The sequence below is a fragment of the Desulfococcus sp. genome (assembly GCF_041737845.1).
GTDB lineage: Bacteria > Desulfobacterota > Desulfobacteria > Desulfobacterales > Desulfococcaceae > Desulfococcus.
The window spans coordinates 1-19256 of record NZ_JBGSQX010000010.1; the positions used below are offsets into that span (position 1 = coordinate 1).

Below are 19256 nucleotides of genomic sequence, written 5' to 3' on the forward strand. Positions count from 1 at the left end.
TCAAGCACTTTTTTCGCCCTCTTGCTGAAACCGAAAAAACCGCACTCCCACACACCCTTCATTCAAAAAACCCAGGCTTTTTACTGCCTTCTTCACTTCCCGTCAAGGGCTTTTTCTGCTAACCTCAAAAAAACAAAAAAACCTGCCGACCGTCGCCCTTCCTGTCGGTAAGCAGACCCAAACGGACCCATAACCTACAAAATTACCCCAACATTGTCAAGAGGTTTTTTTGGATTGCGGAACTTTTTATTTTCCCCGCACCGAATCGAAACGGACGCTGCCGGGAACAGATGCGTCGCATTTCATTTTTCCAGCAGTATTTTATGATAACGCTTTTTTCCGGCCCTGAGGAGCATATTTGCGTCTTTGAAATCATTTTTCGTTACCACATAATCGGCGGACGCGATACGCTCACCGTTGATATAGGCCCCACCCTGCTCAATCAGCCTTCGGGCAGCCCCTCCGGAGGCTGCAAGCCCCGCCATGTGTAGAACCTTGAAGGCGCAGATGCCACCTGCGAGAACCAACTCGTTTATGACCGTGCAGGGAACGGAGTCATCACTCTCCTTCTCATCTCTTGGGATAGAACTGGAAGGCAGCACATCGCCTGGAACCACCCGGAACCCGAACATGCTGCCAGCGGCGTTGCAGGCGCCAACGGCTTCCTCCAATCCATGGGCAAGGGCTGTGGCCTCAAATGCCAAAACGGCTTTGGCGCAGTTCAGTTTTTCTCCATCGAGGTGAGCCACCGCCTTGATTTCCATCATTGGAAGAAACGTAAACAAGGCCAGAAAGCGCTCGACATCCGCGTCCTCCGTATTGATCCAAAACTGATAATATTCATATGGGGATGTCCTGGACGGGTCGAGCCATATCGCTCCCTTGTGGGTCTTTCCCATTTTGATGCCGCTGCTGGTCATGATGAGGGGAAACGTGATGCCGAAAGCAGGTTTTTTAAAGACCCGCCTGATCAGCTCAATCCCGGCGACGATATTCCCCCATTGATCGCTGCCCCCCATTTGAAGCCCGCAATCGTATTTGTCGAAGAGCGTCATGAAATCATATGCCTGAAGGATCATATAGTTGAATTCGATGAAATTGAGCCCTTCTTCTGAATCAAGGCGCATGCGATAGCTTTCGGCCTTGATCATGCGATTCACGCTGAAATGCCGTCCGATGTCTCTCAGCATCGGAATATATTCAAGCTTCGTCAGCCAGTCGGCATTGTTCAGCATCAGGGCTTTTCCGCCCGAGAAGTCTATGAAATGGGATAGCTGCCCTTGAATGCCCGCCACGTTTTGTTCGATGGACTCATGGGTCAAGAGCGTGCGCATTTCGGTTTTTCCGCTGGGATCGCCGATCAACCCCGTACCCCCGCCAACCAGGGCAATGGGCCGATGGCCGGCGCGCTGCATGTGAGACAGGGCCATAATGGGCACGAGACTGCCGACATGCAGACTGGAAGCCGTTGGATCGAACCCAATGTAACATGACCGACCTCCGGCATTAAAATGTTCATATAGTTCTGCATCATGGGTTGTCTGTTCAACAAACCCCCGTTCCTTGAGCGTATCCACGATGTTCGCCATGTCATTCCACCTTACTTGTTTGCATATTCAACCGCCCGCGTTTCTCGGATTACCATCACCTTGATCTGCCCCGGAAAAGTCAGCGATTCTTCAATTTTTTTAACGATGTCCTTGCTCATGAGGAGGGTATCCTCGTCAGACACCAGACTGCTTTCAACCATCACCCGGATCTCGCGTCCGGCCTGGATGGCATAGGAGTCGACAACACCCTGAAATGAGTTAGCAATATTTTCGAGATCCTCAAGCCGCTTAACATAATTTTCAAGCAACTCCTTCCGGGCGCCGGGCCTTGCTCCGGACAGACCGTCGGCCGCCTGAACCAGCAAGGCATATACGGATGCGGGGGGGATGTCTTCATGATGGGCGGCAACGGCATGGACAACCTTGGCGGATTCACCAAATTTTTTCAAGAGTTTTGACCCTATGACCGCATGCGGCCCCTCCACCTCGTGGTCAATGGCCTTTCCAATATCATGGAGCAATCCCATTCGCCTTGCAAGTTTTTCGTTGAGCCCGAGCTCCGCCGCCATGATCCCGCACAGAAAGCCAACCTCAATAGAATGCTGAAGGACATTCTGGGCATAGCTGGTTCGAAATTTGAGCTGGCCGATGTACTTTATCAACTCATTGTGGATCCCATGAACCCCCAAATCGAAAGCAGCCTGTTCACCCGACTCCTTTATGGTGATATCAATCTCCTTCCCAACCTTTTTCACAATATCCTCAATTCGGGCAGGGTGAATTCTGCCATCCGAAATCAACCGCGTCAGAGCAATTCTGGCGACCTCTCTTCTGACAGGATTGAATCCCGATAAGATTACGGCTTCCGGAGTATCGTCGATAATCAGATCTATGCCGGTGGCCGCCTCCAACGCTCGAATATTGCGCCCCTCTCTTCCGATAATGCGGCCTTTCATCTCATCGTTGGGGAGTTGTACAACGGAAACCGTCCTTTCAGCCACAAAATCGGCAGCATACCGCTGAATAGCCGTTGCGATGATCTTTTTGGATTTTTTGTCCGCATCCTCTTTGGCCTCGCTCTCAATCCGCTTGATGAGCTTTGCCCCTTCGTAACGGGCCTCGTTTTCCATGGCACGAATCAAAAGCTCTTTTGCCTGTTCGGCAGTCAATCCGGATATTTTTTCAAGCTGATCCCTCTGCGATTGAATCAACTCATTGTAACGCAGCTCCTCTGCCAGAACATCCTCTTCCTTCTTTGCAATGTCAGTTTCCCTTTTAATGAAATCGTTCTCTTTCTGCTGGAGATGTTCGCTCTTTCGATCAATATTTTCTTCCTTCTGGATTAACCGTTTTTCTTGCTTCTTCAGCTCAGCGCGGGTTTCTCTTGTTTCTGCGTCAAATTCGCTCTTCATCATGAGAAGCTTATCTTTTGCTTCCAGCATTGACTCTTTAACGACAGTATCCGCTTTTCGTTTAGCATCATCAAGGATGCGCTTCGCCTCTTCATCCGCACCTTTAATTTTTTGGGTTTGAATCTGTCCTTTCACCCAATAGGCTATCCCGACCCCTATGCCGGCGCCGAGCAAGCCAATAAAAAAACTATATTCACTCATGAAGCATCTCCCTGTAAACATCCATAACCGGCATTAACAGCGCACCCTTATGGGGACTGCTGTCCAAACTTTACCGCTGATATCCATGCAATAAATAATAGTTGAAAAACCTAACACATCCGTCCCGCATACGCTCCGTCTTCTTGCGTTTAAACGTCGAAAACAGATATCCGTTGCCTCCCTCGGCAATAGCCTTAGGGAACCGCAGAAACCCGTCTGCGCGTCTTATTGACCCAACTTATTGTAAATACATATTAAGTTATCAGGAATAGGTGGTATGACGAACGGATACATTGGATGGGCTGGAAAAGAGGTGCATTGCATTCAGGTGATCTATGAGAAAACCCAAATTAGGCAACATATGCATAAAGAGGTTTTATATCCCCCACCATTGTGCCGTGTTGGCAGGCCTTTGAACCTAAGGTCCAAAGTGGGCGCCTTATGGTTTCTTTAGGCTTTTCTGTAGGAACAGAACATGCTCACCAAAACCGAGAAAGGCCCCCGTTTAATTATCTGTTGGATCAAAGCGCTTCTTCCAATCACGAACACGGCAGGGGAAATACCATCAATTTAAATAAAACCTTTGCTTCGGCAAATGCGATACGTTTGGCAATTACCCGTTTGCTGTATTATTTCCAGACTCTCAATTGAGACCGCAGCCGATTTGGCATTGTGTGGATCGGTTTCGTGTTTACCAGAATCATTTTAACCTGTCATAAACCCCAGGTTTTGGTATGATCATAAAGCCTTCTCACCTGATTGAGGCCTATTTTATCCTTTCATGCACCAATGATTACCACGAACACACGACAAGCCAACCCACATACACTCATATTTTTTGGCACTCGAATCGCCGATATGAAATCGATCTCCCCGCCCACCGGAAACCTTGGCGGGCATGAGTTTATATACCCGATCCAGCGCCTGAAATCAAAGCAACATATCTCTTTTTGGCGAGAAAATGCCCATATTATCCGTTATTCATCCCAATTTCCTGGATAACTATAGGCTTCGAGCACAAAGAAAGTCAAGATTTTTTGCGCCGCCCGATGCGCCTTCCCATTGTCTGCTCCGCAGATTTTCCGCGTGAAAACAGCCGTCCCGGATTTGCGATGCCGCTGCAGGTCGCGCTTGAGTTTCAGCAATGTGTCTTCAGAAAAGCATGCTTCTGATGTTTCATGAAAAAAGGCAATCCATGATGCCATGGCTTGCCTTTTTTTCGTTTGATAGGGTCGATTTAAGATCTGCTTGAATTTACCCTTTGGATGAGGCGACCTTAATACGGTGGAGGGCTCTATCAAGAGCTGCTTTTGCTCTTGCATAGTCCATCTTTTCCTTCTGGGCTTCTTCCAATCGTTTTTGTGCTCTCACTAGAGCCGATCTGGCCCGATCGATATCGATATCGCGTCTCCGTTCTGCAGATTCAGCCAGTATCGTTACCTTGTCAGGCAGGGCTTCAGCAAAACCGCCACTAATAAAGATATGCCGTTCGACGCCGTTTGCATCCTTGTATCGTACCGTGCCCATGTTGAGAGTGGTTAAAAATGGCGTATGCCCGCGCAAAATGCCAAACTCACCCAGCGTGCCCGGCGCTACAACGATCTGAACATCCTCGCTGACGACAGATTTATCAGGGGTAACAATCTCTAATCTAATATTTTCAGCCATAATTTTTCCCTCGCAACCGTCAGTTGCTTAAGCCTCAGCCATGCCTTTGGCTTTTTCAAGAACTTCTTCAATTCCGCCTACCATGTAGAAAGCCTGTTCGGGTATATCATCATGCTTGCCATCCACGATTTCCTTAAAAGCCCGGATATTGTCTTCGATCTTGACGTATTTTCCGGCTTTTCCGGTAAAGGTCTCCGCAACGTGGAACGGCTGTGACAAAAACCGCTGCATTTTTCTTGCCCTGGAAACGGTGAGTCGGTCTTCCTCGGAGAGCTCCTCGATTCCAAGTATGGCTATAATATCCTGGAGTTCTTTGTATTTCTGCAGAATCTTTTGAACACTCCGTGCGACCAGGTAATGTTCTTCCCCGATGTAGCTTGCGTCCAAAATTCTCGATGTGGAATCCAATGGATCCACAGCCGGATAAATTCCCAGCTCTGCAATCTGACGCGACAGAACCACGGTGCCGTCAAGGTGGGCAAAGGTTGTCGCCGGTGCCGGGTCGGTAAGGTCGTCGGCAGGAACGTAAACACACTGTACAGCGGTAATCGATCCCTTGTCCGTGGAGGTGATCCGTTCTTGAAGGGCACCGAGATCGACTGCCAGAGTGGGCTGGTACCCAACGGCGGAGGGCATGCGGCCGAGAAGAGCGGATACCTCTGAACCGGCCTGCGTAAACCGGAAAATATTGTCGATGAAGATCAGCACGTCCTGACCTTCAATATCCCTGAAATACTCCGCCGCTGTCAGGGCGGAAAGCGCCACCCTGGCCCGCGCTCCGGGCGGTTCCGTCATCTGGCCGTAAATCAGCGCAGCTTTCGGTAACACCCCAGAATCCTTCATTTCATGATAAAGGTCATTTCCCTCACGGGTCCGCTCTCCGACGCCGGCAAAGACGGAGATACCGCCGTGCTGCATGGCGATGTTATGCACCATTTCCATCATGATAACCGTCTTGCCGACGCCGGCACCGCCAAACATGCCCATTTTACCGCCGCGGGGGAACGGTACCAGAAGATCGATGACCTTTACGCCGGTTTCAAGAACACGGACGGTTGTGTCCTGCTCCGTAAACTTAGGCGCAAGGCGATGAATGGGCATCATTTTTTCCTGGCTGACGGGACCGAGACCATCCACGGGCCGCCCAACGACATTCAGAACCCTGCCGAGTCCGGCCTCGCCGACGGGCATCATGATGGGAGAGCCCGTATCCTTGACAGACATACCTCTAACCAGACCGTCAGTGACATCCATGGCGATCGTGCGAACGACATTATCTCCCAGGTGCTGCGCAACCTCAACGACCAGGTTGTCTGCCTCATCGCTGATCGCGGGGTTCGAAATCAGAAGTGCTGTCAAAATAGTGGGGAGTTTTCCTTGTTCGAACTCCACATCCACAACAGGCCCAATTACCTGCGAAATTTTACCGATATTTTCTCCCATTTAAAAACCTCCAATATAAACGCTTATGTCCGTATTATGTTTGTTTAACCTTTGAGGGCCTCAGCACCGCCGACAATATCCATCAATTCCGACGTGATGGCCGCCTGACGTGCTTTGTTGTAGGTAAGGGTCAGGCTGTCTATCATATCGTTGCAGGCTTTGGTTGCATTGTCCATTGCCGTCATGCGCGCCGCGTGCTCACTGGTCGATGTCTCGAGCAATGCTCTGTATATCTGAACAAACACATTTTTCGGCAGCATGTCGCCGAGCAGCTCTGCTGGGGACGGCTCGCAGATATGCTCCGCCAGAAACGGCATGTCTTCAGAAGCCGCTTCAGCGTCCTCGACCTCGATCGGCGGAATCGGCAATAACTGCTTTAAAACCGCAACCTGCCGCGCCATGCTGACAAATTCGGAATAGATCAGGTAGACCTCATCATACTCCCCGTCTAAAAATCCGTCGATCAGCTTTCTTCCGGCATTTGCAGCGACACCGAATTCGAACTTTCCACCAACGACGCCTAAATATGTATCGGCAATCGTATGCTTACTGTTTCTGGCCCAATCCCGTCCTTTTTTGCCGAAATTGGTGAACGAGACATCAATGTCCTGTCCGGCTTTTTCTTTGAAAAACGACAAGGCCCGGTTGATGAGGTTGGAATTAAACCCGCCGCAAAGGCCTCGATCAGACGTACATAATACGACATTAATTTTTTTGGTTTCCTCACGCGGAATCAGCAAAGGGCTGGCCTCTTCCCCAGCGCTTTCCGCAAGACTTCCCAGGACTTCGGAGAATTTCGACGCATACGGCCGAAATCCCTCCATCTTGCCCTGAGCGCCGCGCAGCTTTGAAGCGGCCACCATATTCATGGCTTTTGTGATCTGCTTCGTCTTTTTGACTGCGGCGATCTTAAGCTGAACATCCTTTAAAGTTGCCATAAAATTGCGCCCTCGTTATTTGATTGTGTCTTTGAACTCTGCGCCGTATTCCGTCAAGGCTTTTTTCATGAGTTGGTCAAGGTCTTCACCGATCTGCTTCTTTTCGGCCAGTTCTTTAAAAATCTGCGGATACCTGTCTCCAATGAATGCATGGAGTCCGGCCTCATATTTTGCCAGTGTGTTGATGGGCAGCGGATCCAGGAAGCCTTTGGTTCCAGCGAAAAGGATCATGACCTGTTTTTCAAGGGGCAGGGGATTATATTGCGGCTGCTTGAGGATTTCAACGAGTCGCGCACCTCGGGTCAACTGCCGTTGGGTTGACGCATCCAGATCACTGCCAAACGCCGCAAATGCCTCGAGTTCGCGGTACTGTGCGAGATCCAGCCGCAGCGTACCCGCGACCTGCTTCATGGCTTTCACCTGGGCGGCACCGCCGACGCGGGATACGGAAAGACCGACGTTGATGGCCGGGCGGACGCCGGCATAGAACAGGTTCGGTTCGAGATAAATCTGTCCGTCGGTGATGGATATAACGTTGGTCGGAATGTAGGCGGATACGTCGCCGGCCTGGGTTTCAATGATGGGGAGGGCCGTCAGGGAGCCTGCGCCGAGTTCGTCGTTCAGCTTTGCCGAGCGCTCAAGCAACCGGGAATGGTTGTAAAAGATATCGCCGGGGTAGGCCTCACGTCCCGGCGGGCGACGGAGCAAGAGCGATACCTGGCGATAGGCCACCGCCTGTTTGGAAAGGTCATCATAGATGATGAGGGCATGTTTTCCATTGTCTCTGAAATATTCGCCCATGGCGCATCCGGCGTAGGGGGCGACAAACTGAAGCGTTGCGGGGTCACTGGCACAGGCGGCGACGACGGTGGTATACTCCATGGCGCCATGTTTCTCAAGGACGGCCACGACCTGGGCAACTGTAGATTTTTTCTGGCCGCAGGCAACGTAGATGCAGTAAACGTCCGTATCCTTCTGGGCGAGAATGGCGTCAACCGCGACAGCCGTCTTGCCGATCTGCCTGTCGCCGATGATCAGTTCACGCTGGCCGCGTCCGACGGGCGTCATGGCATCGATCGCCTTCAGACCCGTGTAGCAGGGCTCATGGACGCTCTTTCTGGCGATAACGCCGGGAGCGACCATTTCAACCCGCCGCGACTCCTTGGCATCGATGGGGCCTTTACCATCAATGGGCTCGCCCGTGGCGGTGACAACACGCCCCAGCACGGCTTCGCCGACGGGAACCTGGGCGATGCGGCCGGTGCGCTTGACGATGTCGCCTTCCTTGATAAGGGTGTCTTCACCCATGATGGCGATACCCACGTTATCTTCTTCCAGGTTGAGCACCAAACCCAGAACGCCGCCGGTGAATTCGACCAGTTCCATGGCCATGACTTTTTCAAGGCCGTAAACACGGGCGATACCGTCACCCACAGACAAGACAACGCCGGTCTCGCTCAACTCGACTTTTTTGTCATAATCCGTGATCTGCTCTTTGATAATCTGACTAATTTCTTCAGCTCTTAATTCCATTAGACACTCTCACCCCTTTTTAAAGATTCTCTCATATTAAGCAACTGTGTCCTGACACTACCGTCTAAAACAAGATCCCCGATTCGGGTGACAACGCCACCAATGAGTTCGGGGTCTTGTTTTACTTCAAGTTTAACCTCTTTGCCGGTTACCTTGGACAGAGACTCTCGGATTTTTTCAATCGCTTCGGATGAAAGCTCCGTCGCTGACACCAAGCTGGCCAGAGCGACGCCCTTGAATTCGTCCGCCAGTTTTTGATAGAAATCGTTGATGCTATCCAGTAGCCCAATCCGCCCCTTATCAAAAAGCAAGAGCAAAAATGCCTTTACAATTTTTGACAGATCCAGCAGCTCGATGACTGCGAGAAGCACTCTTTTACGGCCCTCCGTATCGTACAGGGGGTTTGTAAAGGCCTGCTCGAGCTGTTTATTCTGTGAGATCAACTTTGAGAATTCGCCAAGCTGCGCCCTGTAAAGCTCGGCCTGGCCGTCTTCTTTACCTATCAGCAGAAGTGCCTTGGCATAACGCCGCGATACAGCTAAATTTTTCACTATGCCACCACCTTCTCTAAGTATTCGTCAACAAGTCTTTCCTGGTCTTGATCGGTAATTCTCGATTTCAGGATTTCCTCTGCCTTGACCAGCGCTTTTTCCAACATCTCTCTCTGCAGGCTCTGTTGCGCCTTTTTAAATTCATGTTCGATGTTTCGCTTTGCCTGCTCCTCAAGCTTTTCGGCGGCCGCCTCGGCCTCTTTCAGGATGCGCGCCTTGGCTTCGATCCCCTGCTTCTCGTATTGCGCGATGATCTTCTCCGATTCGCCCTCCAGTTTTGCAAGCTTGGCATTGTATTCTGAAAGCTCTTCGAGGGCCTTTTGCTTTTTGGCCTCCAGCTCGGCAAGCTGTTCTTTGATACCGTCAATCCGCGCGCTCAATGCCTTGGCGACGGGCTTCCGCAGGAGAAAGAACAAGGCAATCGCCAGCACACTGAAGTTTATCACGCGATAGGTATCCGTCGAGACCCAGCCCTTGCCGCCCTGACCGCCTTCACCGTGTCCGCCCGCTTCCCCATGGGCATCCGCCGCGGCTCCATGAGCCGAAGCATCGGCCGGGGCTTCATGGACAGCCTTCCCTTCTTCGCCACGGCCATCACTCGCGGCAAAGACGCCGCCATGGCAGAACACCAGAAGTGCCGCCAGGAAAAGCACGACCAACGCCCTCCCCCGAGCCGACCGGCACATTCCGAACACACCAGGATTCTTCATCAAACAGCCCTCCCTAAGATCTTTTCGCCAATGTCGTTTGCAAATCTATCAACTTCCTGCAGAAGCGATTGCCGAACCCCCTCCGCGTCTTTCGCAATCTTGACCCGCATCTTCGCGAGTTCCGTCTGTGCCTTTTCGTTGATCTTCCTGACGATCGCTTTCTCCTCCTCCTGAGCATCCTGGATCATCTTGTCTTTCTCCATGGCGCCTTTGGCTCTTGCCTCACGGATACCGTTAGAGAAGAGCGCATCCTTTTCCTGGGCCTCCTGGAGGCAGGTGGCTATTCCATTTTCCATCCCGGCAACCCGGTCTTTTCTTTTCGACAGCATATCCCGGATGGGTCGATAGAGCACTTTATTAAGTATCCAGATCAGAAACAGAAAATTGGCGATTTGTATGAACACCGAACTGTCAATGCTTATCATTTCAACTCCCCCGTCAAAATACTGTTTTCAAATTCCTATTAAAATTATAATATTCCGGCCCGACTCAAAATTGCGGGTTTTGTACCATCAGGCTTATGAATTTGTCAAAGGTTTTTTGCAAAATGCTTCTTTATAAAGCACGCATTCCGGCGGCCCGATTCGCCCTGAAAACAGGCATTCCGCTAACCGGCAGCCAGCCCTCTTTCTTCTGGTCGTTTTAGAACGCCTCTAATCCGCCGAGAACTGCCTCATGCTGACATTCATCAGCATACCGATACAGATCATGATGGTAAGCACGGATGACCCGCCGTAACTGATGAGGGGAAGCGGCATGCCGACAACCGGGAGAAGCCCCATCACCATCCCCAGATTGATGAAGGTCTGCCAAAATATCAGGGCAGCGGCACCGAAGGACAGGATGGTTCCAAAGGGATCCTTGCACCGATAGGCAATATTGAGGCCCCAGATGATCAGTGTAAGGAAGATCAAGACGGAGAGTGAAGCCCCGATGAAGCCCCATTCCTCCGCCAGAACCGAAAAGATGAAATCGGTATGCTGCTCGGGCAAAAACGAGAGGGTGTTTTGGGTCCCCTTTAGAAACCCCTTGCCGGCGATCATCCCCGATCCAATGGCGATCTTGGATTGAATGATGTGGTATCCGGCCCCGAGGGGATCGCGGTTCGGATCCAGAAAGGTCAGAATCCGCTGCTGCTGATACTCCTTGAGAAAAAACCAGACCAGGGGAAAGGCAATGGCGCCGATGCCGCCCAGGAAGAGGAAGGTTCGTCGCTCGACCTTCACCAGGAGGGTCATCGATCCTGAAATCAACAGAACGGTGAGGCCCGTGCCGAGGTCGGGCTGTTCGACGATGAGGCCAAACGGTATGATCGTCAGCAGGGCAGGATAAATCAACTCCCGCAAGGTAAAGCCGCCGGGCTTCACCCGCCTGGAATAGTATCTTGACAGAATGACGATCACAGCGATTTTGGCCAGTTCTGACGGCTGAAGGGACACCGGCCCGAAAACCAGCCACCGCCTTGACCCCCCCGCCGTTTTTCCGAAAAAGAGCACGCAGATCAGGAGGACCATAATACCGCCATAGATGACATAGGACCATCGATCGATATTTCTGTAATCGAACACCATCACCGCCGTCATGGCGACGAGGCCGGCGCCATACCAGACCATCTGTCGCATGAAATAAGCTTGATCCCCGCCATCCAGGCCTGCCGACACGGCGCTGTGAAGCGTCATCAGGCCAATGAAGCAGATCATCAGCGTCAGGAGCATCAGGCCCCAGTCAAAATGCTGAATCAGACGGCGGTCAAACATCATGGGCTTCAACGTCACATCCCTTTCACAACGGTCGGATCACCTTCCGGATGGAGTACCGTCTTTATTCTGGATCGGGCCAAAATAGGCTCGGATGACCTCCCTGGCAATGGGTGCCGCGGTTCCCGAACCATGCTCCCCGTGCTCGACGATCACCGCAACGGCAATCTGGTCCGCATCCCGCCTTCCATAGGCGACGAACCAGGCATGGGGTTTCAGGTGGTCCAGGGTGACCTCATTCCAGGAGGTATCTTCGTTTTTTCTGCTGAAAACCTGGGCGGTGCCGGTTTTTCCGCTCACGTCAACCCCGTTGATGCGGGCAAGCCGGGCCGTTCCGCTGGTGCTGTTGACGACGTCCCAAAGCCCCAGCTTGACGAGTTCAAGGGTTTCGGGGCCGGCGGGCAATCGTCCGGCCTCCTCCTTTTCGCATTCAAAAACCGTTTCTCCATGGGTATTTTCCCGTTTCTTGATGATCTGGGGGCGATACAGGCTTCCTCCATTGGAAACAGCGGCGGTCAATACCGCCATCTGCAGGGGGGTGGCGAGATCATACCCCTGACCAATGGCGATGGAAAGCGTCTCCCCCTTTTGCCACGACACGCCAAATCGCTTTTTCTTCCAATCGGATGTAGGAATCAAGCCGCCGGATTCATGGCTGAGCGCCACCCCCGTCGGCGAACCCAGTCCGCATGCCTTGGCATAACGGGCAAGGCGGTTGACCCCGAGCCTCTGTCCCGTCTGGTAGAAGAATACATCGCAGGACATCGCCAGCGCCTTGACGACATTGACGGTGCCATGCCCGCTTTTCCGCCAGCATCGAAAAACACGGTCGCCGAACCGGTGGTAGCCCGGACAAAAAAAAGTGGTATGGGCATCGATAACCCCTTCCTCCAATCCCGCGATGGCCGTAACGATCTTATAGGTTGATGCGGGCGGATACTCTCCGCTGACCGCCTTGTTCTGCAGGGGGTGAAATGGGTTTGAAACCAGATCCCGCCATTCTTCATCGGACATGCCGTCGACAAAACTGTTCTGATCAAAGGAGGGGCTGCTGGCCATGGCCAGGACCTCTCCATTCTCCGGGTTCACCGCCACGACAGCCCCTACCAGGCCGTCCAGCAGCGCCTCCGCCTTTTTCTGGAGATCCAGATCTATGGTCAGCCAAATGTTGTCGCCCGGAACCGGATCGACGGTCTGCAGCGTCCGGATAACCTGACCCCGGGCATTCACCTCCACCTGCTTTCCGCCGGGTTCCCCCTTCAGATGGATTTCAGCGGTTCGCTCGACGCCGTACTTGCCGACATAGTCTCCGCTCCTGCTGGAGGGAAATTTTCCGCTTTTGAGTTCGTCGAGGCTGATCTCGCCCAGATATCCGATCAAATGGGCTGCGTGGGTGGAGATGTAGTGACGCTGAGGCTGTATATCCACAACAATCCCGGGCAGGTCGAACTTGTGGACCTCGATCGCCGCAAGTTCGTCTCGATTCATGTCCTTCTTCAGCAGCACAGGGGTGTAGGACGCCGTCCCGCGCTTTCCATGAACCACATCCGCCATGATCTCTTCCGGAATATGCACATACTGGGAGAGTTTCTCCATCGTCTCGGCCAGCGGCTTCGCATCTTTTGGAATGATGCTCAGATTGAACGACGGCCGATTGTCGACCATCAGCGTCCCCTTGCAGTCGAATATCACGCCCCGCGACGGACTGATCCCCCGGAGGCGGATGCAGTTGTTCTGGGAAAGCCGCCTGAATTCCTCTCCCTCGATCCCCTGAAGATAAAACAAGCGGACGATCAACATCATGAACGCAGATAGAATCATCAGGGCGGCGAACGTCAACCGGTTCTTGTACCACTCGCTGCCGACAGCCTTAAAAGAAAAACGCATGGATCAGGTCAGGAAAAGGTGTTATCGGGTAATGATGTATCGTCTTTTTTGCCATGGGATTTTTTTTCGAACCATTTGTGCCAGAAACCGTGGGCCATGCGTATCCCCATAAAAATGAATACGCCGCTTGCGGCTGCCCAGCCGACCTGCTCCAGTACAATCCGAACCGATGTCCCGGGCACCTGAAACTGTCTGTCCAGCAGAATGCATACCCCTAAAATAATTAGATTTTCGAGCAAAACCCCGGCCATAATAACAAAAGGCAGGCACATCCAGTGCCCCACAAGGAAACGGCCGCTCAGCAGCCTTGTCAGAATGAATATCCAGAAATAACTGGTGGTATATAATCCCAACGGTCCCGCAGAGAGGCTGTCCACAATCAACCCGCTGGCAATGACAAACGGCAGGACCTCGGAAATGGGCCGCATGATGCCGAGATAAAGAATATACGGGATAAACAGATCATAGCATTGATAGGACGGAAAGAATTCCAGAATGACCGCAGTCTGGAAGATGGTCAGCAGGAGACATACGAAAAGGTAAAAGCAGTAATTCATTTTCCATAGAATAGTTCATACGAGGGCGGCGAGAGGATCACCATCACTTCCTCGATGGTTTCGAAATCAACAAAGGGAGTAACAACGACCTCCTGGAAAATTCCCGAATTTTTTTTGGTCACCTGGGAAATGGTCCCGATGCGGAGCCCTTTGGGGAAAACCCCGTCCAATCCGGACGTCACCAAAATATCCCCCGCCACCAGATCGTGGTGATACAGGACATACTCCAGCGAGCAGATGTCCCTGGCCTCCCCCCGGACCATTCCCCGCGCACGATTCCGCTGGACCACCGCATCCACGGCGCTGTTCTGGTCGATCATCATGAGGACCTTGGCATATCGGTCCGAGACATCCGTGACGATTCCAACCACGCCGGCAGGGACGATCACCGGCAGGGAAGGCCGCACGCCATCCCGCTTCCCCTTGTTGATGATGATGCTCCTGAACCATGGAGAGGGATCCTTTCCGATGATCTCCCCCGCCACCGTTTTCTGTTCCATTGTCACCTGGAAATCGAGCAGTGCGCGAAGACGATTGTTGGCCAACTCGATCTCATCACACCGATGGCCCCGCTCGATGGCGCGTTCGAGGGCCTGTTTGAGATGATCATTCTCTTCTGCCACCGAAATCAGGGAAAAGTAGCGGAACCAGATCTGTTTTACAGAGCGAATGACAAAGCTGATGACGTTTTGGAACGGCCCGGTAATGCTGATCGTCGTCTGTTCCGTTCCAAATGAGGAATCCCGGTATCGGAGGGAGAATGTAAGCAGCAATACATTGACGGCGAAAAAGAGGATGACGCCGCTGATGACCACCGTTTTTCTGGAAAACATATCATTATATAATGACGACTTGCTTGAGAATCTCGATATTGTCCAACGCCTTGCCCGACCCCAGCGCCACGGTGTAAAGCGGTTCGTCGGTGACGGTGATGGGCAGCCCGGTCTCCTCCCGAAGGAGCTTGTCGAGATTTTTGAGCTGACCGCCGCCCCCGGTCAGGACGATCCCCCTGTCCACAATATCCGCCGACAGCTCCGGCGGCGTCTGCTCCAGTGCGATCTTGACGGTCTCGACGATCGCGTCGATCTGCTCGGAAATGGCCACCCGGATCTCCTCGGTGTTGATGAGAAGGATCTTGGGTACGCCCGTCACGAGATCCCGCCCCTTGATCTCCATCGTTTCGATTTCATTGGGATTTGGGTAGGCGTTACCGATGGTGGTCTTGACGGTCTCCGCTGTTCTTTCGCCAATGAGCAGGTTGTGTTTTCGTTTGATATATTGAATGATGGCGGCATCCATTTTGTCCCCCGCCACCCGTATGGACCGGCTGAAGACAATACCCGCCAGGGAGATCACAGCCACCTCGGTGGTGCCTCCGCCGATATCCACGATCATATTGCATGTCGGTTCCGTAATGGGCAGCCCCGCACCGATGGCGGCGGCCATGGGCTCTTCGATCAGGAAGACTTCACGGGCGCCGGCCGATTCCGCGGATTCTTTCACGGCGCGCTTTTCCACCTGGGTAATGCCGGAGGGGACGGCGATGATGATTCTGGGTCTGACGAAGGTCCGGCGGTTATGCACCTTGTGGATGAAATGGCGGATCATGGCTTCGGTCACCTCGAAATCGGCGATCACGCCGTCGCGCATGGGACGGATCGCCACGATGTTCCCCGGTGTCCGCCCCAGCATATTCTTGGCTTCGAGGCCGACCGCCAGCACACGGTTTTTCATGCGGTTATCCGTGCGTACGGCCACCACGGACGGTTCGCACAACACGATGCCCTTTCCTTTTACATAAACCAATGTATTGGCGGTTCCCAAGTCGATGGCAAGATCGCTCGAGAAGATGCCCAGCAGAGAATCAAAAAAAAGCCCCATGTTACCCCAATCCAGCTCGAATTTTGCTTTCAGTGAATATGCAAACGTCAAATAGGTGTTGCTACCAAAATTATGTTACCATTACAAGTCTATTTTTGGGGCATCCTTTTCTCCCGCAGATTCACCCTGCAGGACCATTTCCATGACGGTATCGTGCAGCAGGGGCCGGAAAGCCCGGATGGTAAGGTTGCAGCGTGACGGATGAACCCGGTTGGTCAACAGGATCACGATCACCCGCCGGTCTAAATCCATCCAGAAGGAGGTCCCCGTAAAGCCCAGGTGCCCGACGGTATTCTCTGAGAAATATCGCCCGGCGCTTGATCCCGCTCCCTCGGGACGATCAAACCCTGGTGTGCGCCCCGCTGGTCCCCATGGGGAGCAAAAACGGCGGACCAGGTCCGGCCGGAGGACAGTGCTCGAACCGCCGCCATGAAAGGCGGACAAGACGTGGTGCAGAAGCTGATGAACCCCCCGGGCGGTCCCGAAGAGTCCCGCATGACCCGCGATCCCGCCGACCACATCCGCATTGTCATCATGAACCCGCCCCGACAGCAGGACATTCCGCCATGGGCAGAATTCCGTCGCCGCCATGGATGCATCCCCGCAAGACCCTGCACGGCTCGGAAAAAACAGCCGGTCTATTGAAAGGGGGGCATAGACCGCCTCATCGAGGAAGACATCCAGGGGGTTTCCCGACACCCGTTCAACCACCCATTCGAGAATCATGTACCCGAGATCACTGTATATCGTCCGTCTGCCGGGCATATCGGCCAGGGGTTGGGCGACCAGCATCCTTCTCAAGAAAAAGGGCCGGGTGACCGCCGGATGCCTGCGCAGGGTGCGGTAAAAAGGCCGGTAGGCCGGATATCCCGAATGGTGTGCCAGGAGCTGCGCGATGGTGATCGCGCGCTTTTCGGTGTTCGCGAACTCAGGAAGAACCGTTGCCAAGGGGGCATCCAGGGCCAGGGCGCCCCGGGCCATCAGCTTCATGAGGGCAACGGCTGTTGCCAGGGGCTTGGTCAGGGAGGCCAGGTCGAACACCGTATCGGTTTTCATCGCTTCGCCCGTAAAGATGTTCGTCACCCCGTACGCCCGATGAAAAAGGACCTTCCGTCCTTTGGACACGAGGAGAACGCCTCCGGGAAAAACGCCGTCTTGGACGCCTGCAATCATCTGGCGATCCACCGCTTTCATGCCGCGTCCGCCCCGTGTCCGGGAGCGGTGGCCGGGCCGCAAAACGCCAACCGTCCTCGGTCCGTGTCGAGGACGGCCTCGATCCCCATGGGGAGAATCAGGTTGCGCGTCCCGTGTCCGATCTCAAATCCCCCCATCACGGGAATCTGTGCGTTCTCAAAGACCTCGGCAACGATTTCCATGATTGTCGAGGCGTCTCCACACCGCTCAAAAGAGCCGATCATCAGTCCAGCGATGGCGTCAAACCATCCGCACATCTTGAGATGGGTCAGCATGCGGTCGATCTTGTAGTGCGGCTCCCCGCAGTCCTCGATGAACAGGATGCGGCCGGCCGTATCGGGGGCAAAGGCGGTTCCGGCGAGATGGCATAATGTGCAGAGGTTTCCGCCCATGACCCTGCCGCGGCCCATTCCCGGTCGGATGACAACGGGCCGGCCGGGCTCGTATATCAGCGGATGGGGCGAGGAGAGCGCTGCCTTCAGTGCGGCTTTTGTTTCAGGATCGGAGGCCGCCAGCGAGGTGACCACCGGGCCGTGAAAGGTCACCATGCCGCATCTCGTGCCGAAGGCGGCGAGCAGCACGGAGATGTCGCTGAACCCCACAAAGATCTTGGGGCGGCCGCAGATGGTCTTCCAGTCGAGATGGGAAAGGACACGGATTGCGCCATACCCCCCCCTTGCACAGAAGATCGCCTTGACGCCGTCATCGGCAAACATGCCATTGATCAGGCGGGCCCGATGTACATCCTCTCCTGCAAGATATCGTTTCTGTTGAAAAAGGGTTTCCGGAATCACGGGCAAAAACCCCATCTCCCGGAGGATGTCGACCCCTTTCCAGAAGGCCTTGTCGTCAAAGGCGCTCGAAGGGGCGACGATACCGATCCGGTCTCCCGGCAAGAGAGGTTCCGGCCTGACAGGCCGATGGCCATCGTTGTTCATCATCTAAAGCACACTTTCCTGTTGACACGGCTATTCATCCATAGTAATTACCCGAGCGCGTCGGGGCGTAGCGCAGACTGGTAGCGCACTTGAATGGGGTTCAAGGGGTCGGAGGTTCAAATCCTCTCGCCCCGACCAATAAAAACAACAAGTTAAAATATTCAAAAAAATATTAAAGACTTTGGTGCGCATCTAATGCGCATATAACACCGGATTATATCCGCCTTTAAAAACGTGACAATAAAATCCGCATCCCGGAAGTGATCCAGGATAAGCGGATTTTGTGTTTTCAGAGCAAGTTCCTGGCAACTGATTTTTATCCTGTAGATTTTAAGGCAACGCTTTTGGAAACCCGTTAATGCCGTTTCACTGGAATACGAATCCCATAATTTTTAAAGTCGGGCCCCTGGCAGTCCGCTGGTATGGGGTCTTTTTTGCGGCTGCATTTCTGGCGGGCTATAAAATCATGCAATGGATTTTCAGACGGGAAGGCCGCCCGGAAATCGAGGTGGAAAGCCTTTTTGCGTATATGTTCATCGGCGTTGCCTTGGGTGCGCGCCTGGGGCATTGCCTGTTTTACGATCCGGTTTTCTACCTGAACCACCCCATCGAGATCCTTAAAATCTGGGAAGGCGGATTGGCCAGCCACGGCGCTGCGCTCGGCATTCTGCTGTCGCTGTTTTTGTTTACGCGGCCATGCAATCGCCCTTCCTATCTCTGGCTGCTGGATCGCATCGCCCTTCCCGTTGCGCTGGCAGGCATGTTTATCCGCCTGGGGAATTTCTTTAATTCGGAAATTGTCGGAATTCCATCAACCCGAAACTGGGCCGTGGTGTTTGAAAGCGTGGATACGGTGCCCAGGCATGCGGTTCAGCTATATGAAGCCCTTGCATATGGATTCATTTTTGTGCTGTTGGTTCCGGTGTATCGCCGCAAGGGGAGTGCTTGCAGGCAAGGGATGCTGCTGGGCATGTTTCTGGTTTCGGTTTTCTCGGTTCGTTTTTTACTTGAATTTCTCAAAACCCGGCAGGCGGCG

Annotated in this window: 18 protein-coding genes, 1 tRNA gene and 1 other RNA gene; 2 read left to right on the forward strand and 18 right to left on the reverse strand. The window is 53.3% G+C overall.

Going from position 1 to position 19256, the window contains the following annotated elements; translation table 11 throughout:
• Window positions 1-302: 302 nt before the first annotated feature.
• The 18 genes from tyrS to ACEW8N_RS01005 all read right to left on the reverse strand — a co-directional run bounded on the left by tyrS (window position 303) and on the right by ACEW8N_RS01005 (window position 18223).
• Window positions 303-1589 (reverse strand): tyrosine--tRNA ligase, encoded by a 1287-nt coding sequence (tyrS, locus tag ACEW8N_RS00920; protein ID WP_373497908.1) that lies wholly within the window; start codon window positions 1587-1589, stop codon window positions 303-305.
• 11 nt (window positions 1590-1600) lie between these two features.
• Window positions 1601-3163 (reverse strand): ribonuclease Y, encoded by a 1563-nt coding sequence (gene rny / locus ACEW8N_RS00925; RefSeq protein ID WP_373497909.1) that lies wholly within the window; start codon window positions 3161-3163, stop codon window positions 1601-1603.
• A 378-nt stretch (window positions 3164-3541) separates the two neighbouring features.
• Window positions 3542-3723, reverse strand: a non-coding RNA gene (ssrS, locus tag ACEW8N_RS00930) — 6S RNA.
• A gap of 417 nt (window positions 3724-4140) precedes the next feature.
• Window positions 4141-4368, reverse strand: coding sequence for a hypothetical protein (locus ACEW8N_RS00935; protein ID WP_373497910.1), 228 nt, complete (start codon window positions 4366-4368; stop codon window positions 4141-4143).
• A gap of 49 nt (window positions 4369-4417) precedes the next feature.
• Entirely contained in the window at window positions 4418-4831 is a 414-nt protein-coding gene (locus tag ACEW8N_RS00940) for a F0F1 ATP synthase subunit epsilon (RefSeq protein ID WP_373497911.1), read from the reverse strand.
• A gap of 27 nt (window positions 4832-4858) precedes the next feature.
• Complete coding sequence (gene atpD, locus ACEW8N_RS00945) at window positions 4859-6274, reverse strand: F0F1 ATP synthase subunit beta (protein ID WP_373497912.1); 1416 nt, start codon at window positions 6272-6274, stop codon at window positions 4859-4861.
• Window positions 6275-6318: 44 nt separating this feature from the next.
• Window positions 6319-7212 carry an ATP synthase F1 subunit gamma gene (atpG, locus tag ACEW8N_RS00950; RefSeq protein ID WP_373497913.1) on the reverse strand — a complete coding sequence of 298 codons (894 nt, stop codon included), beginning with the start codon at window positions 7210-7212 and terminating at the stop codon, window positions 6319-6321.
• Between the two features lie 15 nt (window positions 7213-7227).
• Entirely contained in the window at window positions 7228-8745 is a 1518-nt protein-coding gene (gene atpA, locus ACEW8N_RS00955) for a F0F1 ATP synthase subunit alpha (protein ID WP_373497914.1), read from the reverse strand.
• Window positions 8745-9296: an ATP synthase F1 subunit delta gene (gene atpH, locus ACEW8N_RS00960; protein ID WP_373497915.1), complete on the reverse strand. Its 552-nt coding sequence runs from the start codon at window positions 9294-9296 to the stop codon at window positions 8745-8747. The genes atpA and atpH overlap by 1 nt, the downstream gene beginning before the upstream one ends.
• The gene (locus tag ACEW8N_RS00965) at window positions 9296-10006 is read right to left on the reverse strand and encodes a hypothetical protein (protein WP_373497916.1); all 711 of its coding nucleotides are present in this window, start codon (window positions 10004-10006) and stop codon (window positions 9296-9298) included. Before ACEW8N_RS00965 ends, atpH begins: the two co-directional genes overlap by 1 nt.
• On the reverse strand, window positions 10006-10431 hold the full coding sequence (locus ACEW8N_RS00970; RefSeq protein ID WP_373497917.1) for an ATP synthase F0 subunit B: 426 nt from the start codon (window positions 10429-10431) through the stop codon (window positions 10006-10008). Before ACEW8N_RS00970 ends, ACEW8N_RS00965 begins: the two co-directional genes overlap by 1 nt.
• 228 nt (window positions 10432-10659) lie before the next feature.
• Window positions 10660-11766 (reverse strand): rod shape-determining protein RodA, encoded by a 1107-nt coding sequence (gene rodA / locus ACEW8N_RS00975; protein ID WP_373497918.1) that lies wholly within the window; start codon window positions 11764-11766, stop codon window positions 10660-10662.
• 36 nt (window positions 11767-11802) lie between these two features.
• Window positions 11803-13650: a penicillin-binding protein 2 gene (gene mrdA, locus ACEW8N_RS00980; protein ID WP_373497919.1), complete on the reverse strand. Its 1848-nt coding sequence runs from the start codon at window positions 13648-13650 to the stop codon at window positions 11803-11805.
• An 8-nt stretch (window positions 13651-13658) separates the two neighbouring features.
• Window positions 13659-14207, reverse strand: a complete 549-nt coding sequence (locus ACEW8N_RS00985) for a hypothetical protein (RefSeq protein ID WP_373497920.1) — start codon at window positions 14205-14207, stop codon at window positions 13659-13661.
• The gene (mreC, locus tag ACEW8N_RS00990; protein WP_373497921.1) at window positions 14204-15040 is read right to left on the reverse strand and encodes a rod shape-determining protein MreC; all 837 of its coding nucleotides are present in this window, start codon (window positions 15038-15040) and stop codon (window positions 14204-14206) included. The genes ACEW8N_RS00985 and mreC overlap by 4 nt, the downstream gene beginning before the upstream one ends.
• A gap of 4 nt (window positions 15041-15044) precedes the next feature.
• Window positions 15045-16088, reverse strand: coding sequence for a rod shape-determining protein (locus ACEW8N_RS00995; RefSeq protein ID WP_373497922.1), 1044 nt, complete (start codon window positions 16086-16088; stop codon window positions 15045-15047).
• Between the two features lie 81 nt (window positions 16089-16169).
• Entirely contained in the window at window positions 16170-17282 is a 1113-nt protein-coding gene (locus tag ACEW8N_RS01000; protein ID WP_373497923.1) for a serine hydrolase domain-containing protein, read from the reverse strand.
• Window positions 17279-18223 (reverse strand): LD-carboxypeptidase, encoded by a 945-nt coding sequence (locus ACEW8N_RS01005; protein WP_373497924.1) that lies wholly within the window; start codon window positions 18221-18223, stop codon window positions 17279-17281. The genes ACEW8N_RS01000 and ACEW8N_RS01005 overlap by 4 nt, the downstream gene beginning before the upstream one ends.
• 58 nt (window positions 18224-18281) lie before the next feature.
• Between ACEW8N_RS01005 and ACEW8N_RS01010 the strand changes: the two genes are divergently transcribed.
• Window positions 18282-18358 (forward strand) — tRNA-Pro (locus ACEW8N_RS01010).
• A 220-nt stretch (window positions 18359-18578) separates the two neighbouring features.
• Window positions 18579-19256, forward strand: a 678-nt coding sequence (lgt, locus tag ACEW8N_RS01015; protein WP_373497925.1) for a prolipoprotein diacylglyceryl transferase, incomplete at its 3' end; no start/stop codon positions are given.

Bases quoted from the DNA above. Each gene is read 5' to 3' on its own strand.
- tyrS (WP_373497908.1), bottom strand. From the start codon at position 1,589: ATGGCGAACATCGTGGATACGCTCAAGGAACGGGGGTTTGTTGAACAG.
- rny (WP_373497909.1), bottom strand. From the start codon at position 3,163: ATGAGTGAATATAGTTTTTTTATTGGCTTGCTCGGCGCCGGCATAGGG.
- ACEW8N_RS00935 (WP_373497910.1), bottom strand. From the start codon at position 4,368: ATGGCATCATGGATTGCCTTTTTTCATGAAACATCAGAAGCATGCTTT.
- ACEW8N_RS00940 (WP_373497911.1), bottom strand. From the start codon at position 4,831: ATGGCTGAAAATATTAGATTAGAGATTGTTACCCCTGATAAATCTGTC.
- atpD (WP_373497912.1), bottom strand. From the start codon at position 6,274: ATGGGAGAAAATATCGGTAAAATTTCGCAGGTAATTGGGCCTGTTGTG.
- atpG (WP_373497913.1), bottom strand. From the start codon at position 7,212: ATGGCAACTTTAAAGGATGTTCAGCTTAAGATCGCCGCAGTCAAAAAG.
- atpA (WP_373497914.1), bottom strand. From the start codon at position 8,745: ATGGAATTAAGAGCTGAAGAAATTAGTCAGATTATCAAAGAGCAGATC.
- ACEW8N_RS00965 (WP_373497916.1), bottom strand. From the start codon at position 10,006: ATGAAGAATCCTGGTGTGTTCGGAATGTGCCGGTCGGCTCGGGGGAGG.
- ACEW8N_RS00970 (WP_373497917.1), bottom strand. From the start codon at position 10,431: ATGATAAGCATTGACAGTTCGGTGTTCATACAAATCGCCAATTTTCTG.
- rodA (WP_373497918.1), bottom strand. From the start codon at position 11,766: ATGATGTTTGACCGCCGTCTGATTCAGCATTTTGACTGGGGCCTGATG.
- mrdA (WP_373497919.1), bottom strand. From the start codon at position 13,650: ATGCGTTTTTCTTTTAAGGCTGTCGGCAGCGAGTGGTACAAGAACCGG.
- ACEW8N_RS00985 (WP_373497920.1), bottom strand. From the start codon at position 14,207: ATGAATTACTGCTTTTACCTTTTCGTATGTCTCCTGCTGACCATCTTC.
- mreC (WP_373497921.1), bottom strand. From the start codon at position 15,040: ATGTTTTCCAGAAAAACGGTGGTCATCAGCGGCGTCATCCTCTTTTTC.
- ACEW8N_RS00995 (WP_373497922.1), bottom strand. From the start codon at position 16,088: ATGGGGCTTTTTTTTGATTCTCTGCTGGGCATCTTCTCGAGCGATCTT.
- ACEW8N_RS01000 (WP_373497923.1), bottom strand. From the start codon at position 17,282: ATGAAAGCGGTGGATCGCCAGATGATTGCAGGCGTCCAAGACGGCGTT.
- ACEW8N_RS01005 (WP_373497924.1), bottom strand. From the start codon at position 18,223: ATGATGAACAACGATGGCCATCGGCCTGTCAGGCCGGAACCTCTCTTG.